We start from the raw sequence: 13,521 nt of genomic DNA on the forward strand, positions 1-13,521 counted from the left end.
CGAAAAGGGAGGCGTACGCTGTCTAACTAAAGCGAAAGACCGGCAGCGGCAATTCGCAAACCGCCGGGGCGGGAATTCCCGGCGGACATGTCGGATTCGCAACGGACGTGCCAGCAGGGCCCGCTCATCCGAAGAAAGCGCCGAATCCGTCTCCCATCCGAGAGTTGGAGCCGGATCAATGCGAAAAACCTAGCCCCGCCCGCCGAGAAGCCGCGCCACGATGCCGCAAACAGCAGCGCCACCGCTGCGGTCAATCGTCACGCTCCGCTCGGGAGCATCGGTCAGCATCGATTCGACGGCCTGCTTCAGCAGCCTTGGCGTGAGTGGCGTTTCACCATCGAGGCGCAGGCAACGCGCCAGCCCCGCCCGGTCCATCGCCTCCGCGCGTATCGCCTGCTCGGTCTCGTTGCCGGCATCGAACGGCACGACGAGGGCCGGCCGGCCGGCCGCCACGAGATCGAGCACCGTATTGTAGCCGGCCTGGCTGATCGACAGCGCGCAGCCGGCAAGCAGCGCCGGAAAATCCGGCCGCGCCCATTCCACGATCACATGGGCGGGCGCTGAATCACGCAGGCCCGCAAATGCTGCCTCGGATACGCCTCGCCCGACGAGAATGCGCCAGCCCCGAGCCTGGCCGAGCAGGCCGGCGGCAGCGACGCAGAGCTCGAACAGCGGCAGCGCAGCCGCCGAGCCGCCGCCGGAGACGATGATTTCGCCATGATCGATCGCGGCGACTTTCGCCGCCGCATCCGCCAGATAGCCCGTGTAATGCAGCCGTCCGGCCAATTCCGGCGAGGCCGGCCAGGATGCCTCCAGCGGCAGGAAGGCGGCATCGCCATGCACCAGCACCCCATCGAAATGGCTGGCGATGCGCTGCTCCGCCTCGGCGATCCGCTCAGTGCGCGGGGCGACCAGCACGTCGCGGATCGAGGACAGCACCAGGAGTTGCGGATTCGCCGCCTTCGCCGCGGCAATCAGCTCCATGAACTCGCCGGCGAGTTGCCGCCGCCCGAACGGGAAATGCTCGGTGACGACGATATCGGGCCGCAGCGACGTCGCAAGGCTGCTCAGCATCGCCTGCCGTGTCGCGCGACGTTCCGAACCGATCGGTTGCCCGGCCTCGTCGAGCAGATTGCGGAAATCGACGCCCTCGACCTTGACCGGAGGAAGCTGCACGAAAGCGAAGGGCTCGTCCTGGCGCGTGGCCAGAGGCATGCCGCCGCTCGCCAGCGTCACCTCATGTCCAGCTCCGGCCAGCGCCCGTGCCAGATGCCGCGCCCGCACGAGATGGCCGCTGCCCAGGAGATGCGTCACCGCGATCAGGATGCGTGGCATCAACCGCGCCCGCCTGCCCGCGCTGAGCTCAGCAGCTTCCGATAGATGCGGTCGAGCCCGGCTGCCGCCGAAAATTCCTGCGTCAGCCTTGCATGCGCCGCAGCGCCCAGCGCCGCACGCCGTTCCGGTGCCATCGCAAGCTCGGCCATGGCCTGTGCCAGCGCAGCGACGTCGCCCGGCGCAACCAGCACACCCTCGACGCCATCGCCGATGAATTCGGGAATGCCGGCGAAATCCGTGGCGACGATCGGCAGCGCCTGGCTCGCCGCTTCCATCACGACATTGGGCAGGCCGTCGCGGTCGCCATTATCGGCCTGCTTTGAAGGCAGCACGAAGAGATCGGCCTCACGCAAGGCGGTCACGACCGCAGCCTGCGCCTGCGGCCCTGCCCAGGTGACGCGCTCCGACAGCCCGAGCACCTCGGCCAGTATTTTCAGCCCCTTCAATTTCTCGCCGCCGCCGATATGGGTCAAACGCCAATGCAGCGTGGCCGGCAAGCGCGCCAGCGCCGACAGGAGATCGTCGAAGCCCTTCTTCTCGACCGCGCGGCCAATGGTGACGAAGCGCACCGGATCGGCCGGATCGCCGCCATCGCGCCCCAGGCGCGACGGTGGAGGCGGAAAGCGGGCGAGGTCGAGCCCATGATAGACCAGCGCGACCTTGTCGGCCCGGTCGCTCAGGCGCGCGAGCTCGGCATGGCCGTCGCGCGTGCAGGTCACGCCCCAGGCCGCAGCGGCAATCTTCTCGCGCTTCTCCCAATCCGGCGTCGTCCAGATATCCTTGGCATGGGCCGAGAATGACCAGCTCAGCCGGCGCAGCAGCGCCACATAGCGGATCACAGAGGCCGGCGTGTGCAGATAATGCACATGCAGATGCGCGATGCCTGCCGGCAACTCATGCGCCATCACACAGGCCTGGCCGAGCCGGCGCAGGCGATTGCGCGTGGGATCGCGCGCAAGGTCGCGCAGGAAGACGGCGGCGAGCCTGAGCACCCCCGGCCGTCGCAGCGCGCTCAAGGCGCCGCGCAGAACGCGGCGGGGATCGTCATGCAGATATTCCGGCAGATACGTCACCGGCGCTGTGATCTGCTTGTGCATCAGATGGCGATCGGCATCGGTGGGATGACGCAACGACCAGATGGCGAAGGGCAGGCCGCGCTGCTGCAGTCCGAGCAGCTCCTGGGCGATGAAGGTTTCCGACAGGCGCGGATAGCCCTTCATCGCAATCGCGACGAGCGGCTCGGGCGCGGTGCTCATCGCGCGCCGATCAGCATGAAGCGCGTATAGTTCTTCGTCGGCAGCGCGCCAGAAAACCAGGTCTCGGACAGGTTCGCCTGCTGTCGGAACGCCTCGAGCGAGGCGACGCAGCTGCGGTGGTCGGGCTCGCGAAAATAATCGTTCGATTGCAGCAGCAGGGGCAGGCCTGCCGGCAAGCTCGCCAGCCAGGCCGGCACATCCTCGAGATGCTCGCAGCTCGTATTGATGACGAGGCCGGGCCGCTTCTCCAGAGCCACGAAATCGAGGCCGGTCATGTCGGCGGTGATTGCGCGAAAACGCTTGGCCGCGACATGGCGATGGTTCAGCGTCTCGGCGACGGTGGCGCAGCCTGGATCGATATCGAGGCTCACGACCTCGCTGATCGCCAACCGCGGCTCGTCCAGCAGCAGCGCGCCGAGCACGCCATACCAGGCGCCAAGCACCCAGACGGGGCCGTCGGGACGCGGCAAGGTCGCAGCCAGCGTCTCGACCAGCCATTGCTTCGAGGCGATCTGCTTGTGGTTGACGGCGATCGAGAGATCGGCCGGCGCGCCCTTGCCGTAGAGCCGCGCGATGTCGGCAGCCACGGGATTGCGCGTCAGCGCCGCGACACCGCGCAGGATGTCGTGAAAGGCCTCCGAAGGCTCCTGGGTCATGCCGTCTCTGTCAAAGCGGGACAAAATCGGCGGGACCATAGGCAAGCCCGGCGGCAAAGGCCAGCCGTCCACGCGGGCTTAGAGCGGCGGCTTCTTGGTGTTTTCCGATGCAGCCGACGTCCCGGCCCTGGACCTGCGGCCTCGCTTCGCGGGAGGCTGCGGCGCGGGCTCCGGCTGCGGAGTGCCAGCCCCGGACAAGGGCTCGCGCTCGATGACGACCTCCATGGCCCATGCATCGGGGGCGGTGGCCGGCTCCCGCAAGCCTGTCGAATCCGTCTCGACGGCGGGAGCGGGCTCCTGATCATCGCCATCGCGTTCGGCCAGCTCCGGAGCGCTGGCGAAGCCGTAGGCAGTCAGCGGCTTCTCGCGCCCCTTGATCGAGATCTTCAGCGGCATCGTGCCGCGATAGCCACGGCCCGTGATGCGGATCGTCTCTTCCGACACGACGAGATCGGACAGCACGCGCCGCGTCGCCGATTCGAGCTGGCTTGCGATCGTCACCGTCTCGCCGACCGTGATCTCGCGCCGGCCGAGGCTCTCGCTCTCGACCGCGCCGATGACAGCCTGGCCGGTATGGATGCCGATGCCGATCCGTAGCGGTAAGGGCAACGCCGCTCCGAACTCGCGGTTCAGCGCCTCGACGGCGCGCACGATGTCCCCGGCCGCGCTGATCGCGGCCTGAGCAGCGCGCGCCGGCGTGCCCTCCAACCCGAACACCGCCATGAAGCCGTCGCCATAAAAGGCATCGACCCGCCCGCCATGAGCAGCGATGGCCTGCGCCATCTCGTCGAAGAATCGGTTGAGCAGGCCGATCAGCTCCTGCGGCAACTGCCGCTCGGACAAGGCCGAGAAGGCGCGAAGATCGGCAACCATCACGGTCAGCCCGCGCCTGCCGGCCGTCGCCTCCGGCTCGGTCGCGCGCGTAGCGGCGCCCAGCCGCGAGGCCAGCAGGATCTGGACCTGCAGATCATCCTTCGGCCTGATCTGGCAAGCCAGGCGGACACGATCCGGCGCCGCAATTCGGCGCAGCAGCCTGGCCTCGTTCGGTCCGGGCGGCGGCAGCTTGTCGCCACCGTCGAGCACCAGCACACGGCAGGTCGCGCAGCGCGCCCTGCCGCCGCAGAGCGCCGCATGCGGAATACCGAAGCGCCGGAACATCTCCAGCACGGTCAGCCCCGGCGTGAGCTTGCGCACCCCATGGCCAACGAAGCGCACGGTGATGTGGCGGGTGGTGCGAACCCTGATCTCGCGGATCGCGACGAAACCGACGAAGCAGCCGACGAGGCCATAGAACGCCCTCTTCGCCCAGGTCACATTCTGGTTGAACATCGCGACCGCTGCGTCCGAATACGTCTCGGGCGGCAATTCCATGTGCCCGGCCTCGCGCGCGGCAACGGCAAAGCCGATCAGCGCCAGGATCGGCAGCAGGATCGCGGCCAGCATGAATGGGTCGCGCCAGCGCTGATAGCTCTCGCGCGAGCGCAGCGAGAAATGCAGGCCGATGATGCCATGCGTCCAGACCAGCAGCAGCAGGATGCTTTGCGAAAGCGCCAGGTTCGGCCACAAGCGGCGCAGCACCGCGTGATAGCTCTCGTCGAGATTGAAGAACGTACCCATCACCCGCGTCCCGACGATATGATCGACGAGGAAGAGCGGGATCATGAGGCCGAGGCCGATCTGCAGCATTTCACGCGCCGGCATCTTGAAGGTGCGGCGCTGCGCCACCCGCAGCAGCGCAAACAGCGGATGCACGATCAGCGCGGCGTAGAGCGCGACCGTACCAGGCCAGGAATGCCAGAACCCGTAGCGCCAGTTCTGCACGGCCTCCATCACCTCAAGCCCTGCGATGCCGGAGGCATGGTTGAGGAAATGCGTCGCCGCGAAAGCGAGCAGCACCATGCCCGATGCGAAGCGGATGTCACGGCTCCAGGACGAGACCTGGTCCATGCCTGCTCCAAAACCCGCGCCTTGCCTGTTGGCTCCTGCCGTCGAGGGCAAACTCATGCCGCTACCCGCCTCATCAATGGACTTTCTCGTTGTGCAGCACGAAATCGGCCAGGCGATACAGCCGCGCGGCAAGATCGCGCGACAGGGCTATGCTGAAATCGGGGATCGTTTCCAGCAATTCGAAGAACAGGTCCTTCGGCAACCGCAGCGTGCTGACATCGCTCTTGGCGGTGACCTCGCCGACATAGGACTGGCCGCAGAGGATCGGCACGTCGCCGATAATGCTGCCCGAGGTCAGCAGGAAGCGCTTGCTGCGTCCGTCGCTCCGTTCATGCGCGATCTCGACCTCGCCTTCCAGGACGACATAGACGCCTTCCGGCATCTCTCCCTCGGCAATGATCCGCGCTCCCGCATCGAAATGCAGACGCTCGCCCATCAGCGCGACGAGCTTCAGCCGGGGCCCGGGAAGCGAGCGAAACAGCGGCAGCCTTCGCAGGCATGTGATGTCGGTTTCAAGCGTCATGGTCGCGCCTCCAGCCGTTCGGCATCCCGACGCTGCGGCAGCTCTGCCGCGACTTCGTCCTCGCCGTCCCGGTCATCGTCCTCAATCACGCCAGACGGTCCGCTGAACACGATCCGCGGCGAGATCCCCGCTGAAAGACTAGCATCCCCAAGAAGAAGGAACAGTGTCATGCCGGCGCAATGCTCGCGCAGACGGGCGATCAGCGCCTCGGGCTCCGGGCTGGTCGCGGCCAGCGCCGCGACATCGAGCACCGCGATCTGCGGCGCCTTGATCAGGGCCTGCGCCAAGGGCACCGCAAGCTTGAGACGCCCGGGCAGGAAGCGCCCGCGAATGCCGCAATCGGTGTTGAGGCCGATCCGGTAGAGTTCGCCATCGAGGCCCGCCCGCGCCAATGCGGCCCGCACGATTCCCGCGACCTTCTTGCGCGCATCGGCGATGCCGTAGCCGATGCGGCCGAACATCAGATTGTCGCGCAGGCTCGCGCCCAGCATCACCTTGCCGGGATCGTAGAAGTCGACGTCATGGACGGCGTCCGCCGGCAGATGAACCTTGAAGCTCGCCCTCGCCCGCATGATCCGCCGCTGCAGCCGGTCGTCGAGCAGGTTCAGCCGGTGTTTCGGCTCGATATAGCCGAGCGCGAGCGCAAGCAGATCACGCTCCGTCTCGGAATCGAGCGGTACGCGCATATCATGCTTGCTCAAGGTCGCGGACAGTTCGGTCAGTCGCTCCATGCCGAAGCTCGCGCTGAAGGAATAGCGCTCGAACAGAGCGTGGCCCTGCGGCAGGCCTTCGAAGATTTCGACCACCGTCGCCACGATGCGCGAGCCGACCTCGATCAGCGGCGCGACCAGCGCCTCCGCCGCCAGGATGGCATGGGCATAAGGCTCGAACAGCAGCGTCTCGTTGGCGAAGCGTGGCGTCCGCCGCGCGCCGAAGATCAGGTTCTCGGCGATAGTGGCATTGGCGTTGTAGCGCAGCGGGTCGAAAGTCTCGATCAGCCCGGCGAGCTTGCTGCGGCCGAGCTCTTCGGCAACGGCGCCCCGCGCCAGGACGATCTGCTCCTTGGCGTTCTCGTTCAGAGAGGCCAGCACCTTGCCGTCGAGGCCAAGCTCATAAACGTCATCGGCGCAGCCCAGCACCGCGAGCACATCCTTGATATGCTCCTCCAGCGATGCGGCATCGCTTACCCCTGCACCCTCATAGTCGGTCCAGTCGGCGGTGAAGGAGAACGGCGTGTTGCCGGAGCGGATCGACTCCATGAAGACCCGGTGATCCTCCTGGCTGACCTTGCCGGTCGGCCTCATGCTCGGCCGGCGTCGCTTCAGCGGCAGCAGGATGTTGTCGCGCAGCGTGCCGGCGATGATCTCGGCCTCGTTGCCGGCATAGCCGATCATGTGGCTCGCGCGCTCGACCGACATCCGGGCGAGGTTGTTCGCATCGATCATGACGCGCCCGGAATAGGCCATGGCCTGACGCCCAAGGATGCGGCCCAGGACCTCGCGCGCCCCGCCATTGGGGCCGATGACCGCGACCGCGCCCGGCCGCTGCAGGCGCAGCGTCAAGGATGACAGCAAGGGCTGGCCGCGGTTGTCGAGCATCTGCACGGCCTCGAGCCGGATCTGCCCCGTCTCCGGTAGGGGCTTCACCCCATCGGCTTCGTCCAGCACGACCGCCTCGTCGGTGTTGAACTGGGTGATGACCTGCTCGTATTTGATCGTGACGTCGTTGCGCTGCTGGTCCCAGTCGATCAATTCCTTGATCGGCGGCGGCAGGTCGCGATAGGCGGCGATGACAGCCACCAGCTGGCCGATGTCGAGCCGACCCTGCAGAGCGAAATAGCCGCCGACGGCGTAGAAGAAGAACGGCGTGATCTGGGCCAGGAGGTTGTTCAGGAACTTGACCGCGAATTTGCGCTTGTAGAGCGCGTAGCGGATGTCGAAGAGCTTCCCCAGCCGGCCGGCGATGTCCGACTGCACATAATTCGTCGCGCCATGGCCCTGGATCGTCGGCCCGGCATCGACGATCTCGCCGATGCGTCCGGCGAGCTGGCGCGACTCGATCTGGCGCTGGCGGCCGAGCCTGAGCTGTTCCTTGCGCAGGATCGGGATGATGATCGCCTGCATCAGCACGATCACGAGCGCGATCGAGCCGAGCCAGATGCTCTGGGCCATGATGAAGACCAGCGCCGTCAGCGCCTGGCTGAGCAGGAAGACGGGCTGGATGAAGGCCTCGCCGACGAAGCCGCCGATCGGCTCGACCTCGTCCTTGATCATGCTGGCGACCTCGGCGGGCTTGACCGCGCGGATCTCCTCGGGCCGGAAGCGCATGAGTTGGCTGAACAAATCGTAGCGCATGCGCCTGAGCATGCGCTCGCCGAGAATACCCTTGCGCAGGTTGATGACGTATTTGAACGCGCCATTGATCAGCACCAGCGCCAGGAAACATCCGCTCAGCCCGAACAGCAGCCCGAGCTGGCCGACCTGGAAGCCATCGAACAGCCTGTAGCTGGCGCCGCCGAGCCAACCCGGCATGTGCAGAGTGAACTCCAGCAAGGTCGCGGTGGTCTTGCCGTTCTTGAAGGCGCCGCCTTGGATCGCATCGTTGACGATGCGCTTGGGCACATCGAACGACGCCCAGTAGAAGGCGATCGAGGCGAGGATGATGAGCAGGACGATGATCTGGTCGCCACGGCTCTTCTGCCAGACATAACGGAAAAGGTTGGTCTCCAACGGCGATCCTGTCCGGCGGGCCGCGCCCGTCTTCTCATCTTCTGCCCCCCATATGTGGTCAGCCACTATCCCAGTGCAATGTGGGCGCGTCGTGCGAGTGGCGCTTGCCCCGGCAATGCGGCCATGTTTCGATCACGATCTGTGGAGGACTTCTATGAGGCTGGGTTCGATCGACCGGGCGTGCCGGCTGCTATGCCTTGCGCTCGCGCTTTGCGGCATGGGCCGGGCGGCGCTGGCCAACAGCAGCAGCGATCCGGCCCAACTTATCCTGAGGGACGATTTCGAGGCCGGCCGTTTCGCGCCTGAAGGCGGCCTGTATTACAAAGAGAACCCGGAACAGCACAATGGCAGCGTCACCTTCCAGAGCCGCAATGTCATGACCGGCCACGGCGCGCTGACGCTTTCGCTCAAGCCTTCCTGTCCGCCGCAGCAGAGGCGATGCAGCGAGCGCGCCGAGGTCTGGGAAACGCCCGGGGTGCTCGCCAGCTATAACCAGACGGTCTGGTACGGCTTTGCCATGTTCATGGACGATCCGCTGCCTCAGGATGACGGCCGTCACGTCATGGCCCAGTGGAAGCGCGAGATCATTCCCGGAGCCAAAGGCGACTACTCACCCTTCCTGGCGCTCAGGCTCTATGAGGGCCATCTCGGCGTCACCGTCGAAACTGACATGATCGAGACCTTTCCGATCGGCGGTGCGGCTCGACCCAAGGGCTGCCTTCCCGGAGAGGCTCTGGCCTTGAACCGCCCGCACGTCCAGCAGACGCGGGCTCTCGTGGCGATCGAGAGCGGCCTGACGGCCGAGAGCTATCCGGCCTATTTCGATGCCTGTGCGCCAGGCATCGTGGTGACGCGCCATGCCGATCTGCCTTCCGCACGGAAGGGCTGGATCGACTTCGTGTTCCGCTCGAGCCCGGGGCCGACCGGCAATGGGCATGTCGAAATCATCGCCGATGGCGTGCACGTCGCCACCGTCAAGGGCCATATCGGCCATAGCGGACCCGGTCTCGACAAGAACCAATACTTCAAGTTCGGCCCCTACCGCGCGCCCAACCCGCAGAACTGGAGCCTGACTTTCGACGATTTCCGGCGCGGGCCGCGTTGCACGGACGTCATCCGTTCCGGGCAATGCCCTGCGGAATGAAGCTGTGTCGAAACCCATTGGCAACACGGCTCTTTCAACGTCTAGTGATCGCATCTGGACGTAAGGCAACCTCGGAAGCAAATCGGCGTTAGTGACGTATGGACATCCTGCGGATCAGCGATCTACGCATCGGCTTCACGATTCACGGGCTTGCTCGCGATGTCGTGAAGGGCGTCAGCCTGCGCGTGCCGCCCGGCAAGACCGTTGCGCTCGTCGGCGAGTCCGGTTCCGGCAAATCGGTGATCTCGCAGGCGATCATGGGGCTGCTGCCGCGCGCCGGAGCGATCACCGGGGGCGAGATCCTGTTCCGCGATCCGCTGAAGCCCGGCACCTCGATCGACATCGCCGGACTGCCCTCGGAAGGGCGCGAGATCCGGGCGCTGCGCGGCGGGCGCATCGGCATGATCTTCCAGGAGCCGATGTCCTCGCTCTCGCCGGTGCACACCATCGGCAACCAGATCGAGGAAGCGCTGCAGCTGCACCGGCCGACGCCAAAGGCGCAGGCGCGCGAATTGATCGAGGTCATGCTGAAGCGCGTCGGCTTCAAGGACCCGCATCGCGCCTTCGGTTTCTACCCGTTCGAGCTTTCGGGCGGCCTGCGCCAGCGTGCCATGCTCGCCATGGCGCTGATCTGCCAGCCCGCCCTGCTCATCGCCGACGAGCCGACGACGGCGCTCGACGTCACCATCCAGGCCCAGGTGCTCGACTTGATGCGCGATCTCCAGGCCGAGATGGGCATGGCGATCCTGCTGATCACCCATGATCTCGGCGTCGTCGCCAACATGGCCGATGAGGTGGTGGTGATCTACCATGGCGAGATCATGGAGAGCGGCCCGGTCGAGGACATCTTCCGCCGGCCTCGCCACCCCTATCTCAAAGCCCTGCTCAAGGCCTCGCCGCATTTCGACATGAAGGAGGGCGAGCGTCTCGTCGCCTTGCGCGAGGCAAGGACCCGCCCCGTCGTCGCACCGAGGCCGGCCGCGCCGAAGAACGCGGCCCCACTGCTCAGCGTGCGCAATCTGCGCAAGACTTATACGACCGGCTCGCGGAAGTTCTTCGGCAAGGGCACGCTCTCGACCGTCGTCGCGGTCGACGATGTCAGCTTCGACATCAGGCGCGGCGAATGCCTTGGCCTCGTCGGCGAGAGCGGCTGCGGCAAGACCACCGTCAGCAAGATCATCATGCGGGCAGTGACGCCCGACGAGGGCGAGATCATCTTCGATGACGGCCAGGCCCGCACGGATGTGCTGGGGCTGCAGGGCGAGGCGCTGCGCGCCTTCAGGCCGAGGGTCCAGATGATCTTCCAGGATCCGGTCTCGTCGCTGTCGCCGCGCATGACCGTGATGAACATCCTGCGCGAACCGCTGGTCGTCCACGGACGTGGCGAAGGAGCCGAGCAAACCGCCCGCGTCAGGGCGCTGATGGAGGATGTCGGGCTCGATCCGCGCTTCCTCAACCGCTACCCTCATTCCTTTTCCGGCGGCCAGCGTCAGCGCATCGGCATTGCGCGCGCACTCGCGCTCGATCCCGAGCTGATCATCTGCGACGAACCGGTTTCCGCGCTCGATGTCTCGGTCCAGGCCCAGATCCTCAATCTGCTCAAGGATCTGCAGGCCGAGCGCGGCCTGACCTTCCTGTTCATCTCGCACAACCTCGCCGTGGTGAACTACATGGCCGACCGCATCGCCGTGATGGCCAATGGCCGTATCGTCGAGATCGCGCCGCGTCACGCGCTGTTCACCAGGCCGGTGCATCCCTACACCAAGGCGCTGCTCAAATCGGTGCCTTTCGCCGATCTCGATCGCAAGCTCAACTTCAAGCTGGTCGCGCCCGGCGGCGCCTCGGACTCCACGCATTGGGCACCTGCCTTCAGGCGGGAAGAGAACGGCCCGGAGCTGGCGCATCTCCCGCTCGGCGACGGGCATTTCGTTCTCGCGCAGGCCGGCGCATCCGTCAGGGAGGTGGCCTGATGAACGGCTTTCCGCGCAAGCCTTCGCGCCGAGCGGCCCTCGCACTCGGCTCCGCTGCCATCGCCGCGGCTGGCCTGCCGCGCCTGGCGCTCGGCCAGCCGCAAACGCCGCTGACGCTGGTCGACAGTCCCTTCTTCGCCAAGCAGGTCGCGGACGGCACGCTGCCGCCCGTCATCCAGCGCGCGCCAAGCTCTCCCCGCATCATCGCGGTGTCTGGAGACGGGCGCGAAGCCGGCCGCCATGGCGGTACGATGCGCATGCTCATGGGCGACCAGCGCGACATCCGCATGATGACGATCTACGGTTACGCCCGCCTCGTCGTCTATGACGACAATCTCGAGCTCGCCAGCGATATCCTCGAGAGTTACGATGTCGAGGATGGGCGCATCTTCACGCTGAAACTGCGCCCAGGCCATCGCTGGTCGGACGGCTCCCCCTTCACCACCGAGGATTTCCGCTACTGGTGGGAGGATGTCGCCAACAACAAGCGGCTTTCGCCCGGCGGGCCGTCCCAGGCGCTCATTGCCGCGGGCAAGACGCCGACGGTCGAGGTGCTCTCGCCGACCGTGATCCGCTATAGCTGGGAGGCGCCGAACCCGGTTTTCCTGCCTTCCCTCGCCGGAGCGCAGCCGGCCTATATCTACATGCCCTCGGCCTATCTGAAGCAGTTCCATGAGCGCTATGCCGACAAGGCCACGCTGGTCTCGCGCGTCAAGACCGCGCGCGTAAAGGACTGGGGTTCACTGCACGAGCGCATGTCGCGGATGTACCGGCCGGAGAACCCGGAGCTGCCGACGCTCGATCCCTGGCGCAACACCACGCCGCTGCCGGCCGAGCAGTTCACTTTCGAGCGCAACGCCTATTTCCACCGCATCGACCAGAACGGTCTGCAACTGCCCTATGTCGATCAGGTCACGCTGACGATCGGCACCAACTCGCTGATCCCCGCCAAGACCGCCGCTGGCGAGAGCGATCTGCAGGCCCGCTATATCCGCTTCGACAACTACACCTTCCTCAAGGACGCCTCGAAGCGGATGAACTTCGACGTCAAGCTGTGGAAGCGGGCGGAAGGCGCCTGGTTCGCCTTGATGCCGAACCTCAACGCGATCGACCCGGTCTGGCGCGACCTCAACCGCGATGTCCGTTATCGTCGCGCGCTCTCGGTGGCGATCAACCGCAAGGACGTCAACAAGGTCATCTTCTTCGGTCTTGCCAAGGAGAGCGGCAACACCGCTTTGCCGGAAAGCCCGCTCTACGACGCCAAGCAGGCGGGCTTGTGGATGGAGCAGGACAAGGCGCTGGCCAACCGCCTGCTCGACGAGATCGGGCTGGTGAAGCGCGATCTGGAAGGCATCCGCCTGCTGCCGGACGGGCGCCGCCTCGAGTTCACCATCGAGACCTCCGGCGAAAGCACCGAGGAGACCGACATCCTCGACCTGATCAAGCAGGATCTGGTCGCGGTCGGGGTCAAGATCTATCCCCGCTCGACGCAGCGCGACGTCTTCCGCCGCCGCATCCTGGCCGGCCAGACCATCATGTCCGCCTGGGTCGGCATGGATAATGCCCTGGTCGCTCCCGAGATGGAGCCCGATGCGCTGGCGCCCACATCCGCCTCGCAGTTCAACTGGCCGCGCTGGGGCCAGTACCTGGAGAGCAGCGGCCGCGAGGGCGAGGAACCCGACATGCCCGAGGTCAAGGAACTCGTCAGGCTCTATCACGCCTGGCGCCGCAGCGCGACGCATGAGCAGCGCCGGCAGATCTGGCGCGACATGCTCAGGATCAACGCCGAACAGCTCTTCACCATCGGCATCATCAACGGCACGCTGCAGCCGGTCGTGGTCTCGCGCACCTTGCACAATGTGCCCGACAAGGGACTCTACAGCTTCGAGCCCGGCGCCTTCTTCGGCCGCTACATGCCCGACACCTTCTGGTTCGACCCGAGCAAGGCGCAGGTCTGAGCA

At 66.1% G+C, this 13,521-nt stretch carries 9 protein-coding genes; 3 read left to right on the top strand and 6 right to left on the bottom strand.

Annotated features, from left to right (window positions below; genetic code table 11):
- Positions 1-189 precede the first annotated feature (189 nt).
- The 6 genes from CYD53_RS12065 to CYD53_RS12090 form a co-directional block, all read right to left on the bottom strand.
- Complete coding sequence (locus CYD53_RS12065; protein WP_103718351.1) at positions 190-1,335, bottom strand: glycosyltransferase family protein; 1,146 nt, start codon at positions 1,333-1,335, stop codon at positions 190-192.
- Positions 1,335-2,591: a glycosyltransferase gene (locus CYD53_RS12070; protein WP_103718352.1), complete on the bottom strand. Its 1,257-nt coding sequence runs from the start codon at positions 2,589-2,591 to the stop codon at positions 1,335-1,337. The genes CYD53_RS12065 and CYD53_RS12070 overlap by 1 nt, the downstream gene beginning before the upstream one ends.
- Entirely contained in the window at positions 2,588-3,247 is a 660-nt protein-coding gene (locus CYD53_RS12075) for an SAM-dependent methyltransferase (RefSeq protein ID WP_103718353.1), read from the bottom strand. The genes CYD53_RS12070 and CYD53_RS12075 overlap by 4 nt, the downstream gene beginning before the upstream one ends.
- A gap of 78 nt (positions 3,248-3,325) precedes the next feature.
- Positions 3,326-5,194: an adenylate/guanylate cyclase domain-containing protein gene (locus CYD53_RS12080; RefSeq protein WP_181011830.1), complete on the bottom strand. Its 1,869-nt coding sequence runs from the start codon at positions 5,192-5,194 to the stop codon at positions 3,326-3,328.
- A 73-nt stretch (positions 5,195-5,267) separates the two neighbouring features.
- On the bottom strand, positions 5,268-5,717 hold the full coding sequence (locus CYD53_RS12085) for a cyclic nucleotide-binding domain-containing protein (protein ID WP_103718355.1): 450 nt from the start codon (positions 5,715-5,717) through the stop codon (positions 5,268-5,270).
- Positions 5,714-8,446, bottom strand: a complete 2,733-nt coding sequence (locus CYD53_RS12090) for an ABC transporter ATP-binding protein/permease (protein WP_103718356.1) — start codon at positions 8,444-8,446, stop codon at positions 5,714-5,716. Before CYD53_RS12090 ends, CYD53_RS12085 begins: the two co-directional genes overlap by 4 nt.
- Before the next feature lie 154 nt (positions 8,447-8,600).
- Between CYD53_RS12090 and CYD53_RS12095 the strand changes: the two genes are divergently transcribed.
- The 3 genes from CYD53_RS12095 to CYD53_RS12105 all read left to right on the top strand — a co-directional run bounded on the left by CYD53_RS12095 (position 8,601) and on the right by CYD53_RS12105 (position 13,518).
- On the top strand, positions 8,601-9,590 hold the full coding sequence (locus tag CYD53_RS12095; protein ID WP_245928210.1) for a polysaccharide lyase family 20 protein: 990 nt from the start codon (positions 8,601-8,603) through the stop codon (positions 9,588-9,590).
- A gap of 98 nt (positions 9,591-9,688) precedes the next feature.
- Positions 9,689-11,560 (top strand): ABC transporter ATP-binding protein, encoded by a 1,872-nt coding sequence (locus tag CYD53_RS12100; protein ID WP_103718357.1) that lies wholly within the window; start codon positions 9,689-9,691, stop codon positions 11,558-11,560.
- Positions 11,560-13,518 carry an ABC transporter substrate-binding protein gene (locus CYD53_RS12105; RefSeq protein WP_103718358.1) on the top strand — a complete coding sequence of 653 codons (1,959 nt, stop codon included), beginning with the start codon at positions 11,560-11,562 and terminating at the stop codon, positions 13,516-13,518. The genes CYD53_RS12100 and CYD53_RS12105 overlap by 1 nt, the downstream gene beginning before the upstream one ends.
- Positions 13,519-13,521: the final 3 nt, after the last annotated feature.

It is taken from the genome of Allobosea psychrotolerans (genome assembly GCF_002917105.1).
In the GTDB taxonomy this organism is placed as follows: Bacteria; Pseudomonadota; Alphaproteobacteria; order Rhizobiales; family Beijerinckiaceae; genus Allobosea; species Allobosea psychrotolerans.